At 70.2% G+C, this 657-nt stretch carries 2 pseudogenes; one reads left to right on the forward strand and one right to left on the reverse strand.

Going from position 1 to position 657, the window contains the following annotated elements:
* A pseudogene (locus tag BN2475_RS33195) lies at nt 1-380 on the forward strand (1-acyl-sn-glycerol-3-phosphate acyltransferase); the annotation flags it as partial.
* Nucleotides 381-408: 28 nt separating this feature from the next.
* Here the strand turns inward: BN2475_RS33195 and BN2475_RS33200 are convergent.
* A pseudogene (locus tag BN2475_RS33200) lies at nt 409-657 on the reverse strand (symmetrical bis(5'-nucleosyl)-tetraphosphatase); the annotation flags it as partial.

Here is a 657-nt window from a genome sequence, read left to right on the forward strand (position 1 = left end):
TGTTTCAGGCGGCCGTGTCCGCGTCCCGGCCCGTTCAGCCGGTGTGCATGATGTACGAGGATGCGCAGGGACGGCAGTCGACGGCGCCCGCTTACATCGGCGAGATGTCGTTGCGTCAGTCGCTCGATGCGCTGTTGCGCGGGGGGCCGCTGACGGCGCATGTGTACGTGGGCGCGGCGCTCGCGCCAGGCGCCGACCGGCGCCTGCTGGCGGTCGAGGCGGAGCAGGCGGTGGGGGCGGCGCTGGCGGCGCTGCAAGACCCCGAGGCGCGTCGTTCGGGCCAGATTGCGGACCGTACGCAAGCCTTCATCGACGCCGCCGCGAACAACCCGCAGGAGCCGCTGACGGGTCCGGACATCGATTTGACGCGCCACGCATAGCACGCGAAGCGCGTCGTCCACCCGGCGTTCAGTTCACGACTGCGCGGCAGCCTTCGCATTGCACCTGTGTGACCGTGCGTTCGGCGGGCGAGCGCGCCAGCCGGACGGCCGACAGCTGCTCTCCCCACACGCAGCCCGAATCGAGGCCGATCAGATTGTCGCGGACCGTCAAGCCGAGCGCGGCCCAGTGGCCGAAGACGACGGTGATGTTCTCGGTCTTGCGCCCCGGAACGTCGAACCACGGCATGAAACTCGCCGGCGCCGAGCCCACGAGACT

This window comes from Paraburkholderia ribeironis, assembly GCF_900019265.1.
GTDB classification, from domain to species: Bacteria; Pseudomonadota; Gammaproteobacteria; order Burkholderiales; family Burkholderiaceae; genus Paraburkholderia; species Paraburkholderia ribeironis.